This is a genomic window from Planctomonas deserti (assembly GCF_003067705.1).
In the GTDB taxonomy this organism is placed as follows: domain Bacteria; phylum Actinomycetota; class Actinomycetes; order Actinomycetales; family Microbacteriaceae; genus Planctomonas; species Planctomonas deserti.
Map to the genome: position 1 here is coordinate 1 of NZ_QANL01000088.1, position 634 is coordinate 634.

Genomic DNA, 634 nt, shown 5'->3' on the forward strand with positions numbered 1-634 from the left:
GGATCAGTTCGCCCTGATAGCGGCGCAGCTGCGCCAGTACATCCTGCAGTGGCGCCACCGCCATCCGCATCTTGTTCAGTTCGCGCTTGAGTTCGTACAGCCGCACCACGGTGCTGCGCTTGTAGTTGTCCGCAAAGATGTCCTTTTCCAGCAGGTCCAGGGTGTCGCGGAAGCGGTGCACGATCGGCAGGTAGTTGTCGACCACGAAGTCGGCCACTGCGTACAGGCAGTACGAGGGGCCCATCTTCAGCAGCTGCGGCTCTCGTTCGACACGCGCACGCACCGGTGCGTAGGACAGCGAGGCGCCATGACGCACCGTCACCAGGAAGCGCGGGCCGAGGAAAGCATGGGTTTCGCCGTACTGGATGCGCTCGTCGACCATCTGCGCGGTGGTCACCACCACGAACATCGAATTGCCGTAGGTCTCGACCTTTGGCCGCTGGTGCGCGTTGCGCGCATCTTCGATGGCCAGGTCGTGCAGGCAGAATTCCTCCTGCAGTTTCAGCAGTACATCGTCGTTGGGGTCGTACAGGCCAACCCAGACGAAACCATTGCCACTGGCAATGACATCACTGATGGCGTCCAGGCTGATGTCGTGGCGTTTGCCTTCGTCATCGTAGTGGACGCAGTTGAT

The 634-nt window shown here is 61.0% G+C and carries 1 protein-coding gene; it reads right to left on the minus strand.

Translation table 11 applies throughout. The features are described 5' to 3' along the window. Positions 1 to 634 (minus strand): CorA family divalent cation transporter (locus DAI20_RS19685; RefSeq protein ID WP_497802644.1); only part of this gene is annotated, 634 nt, incomplete at both ends.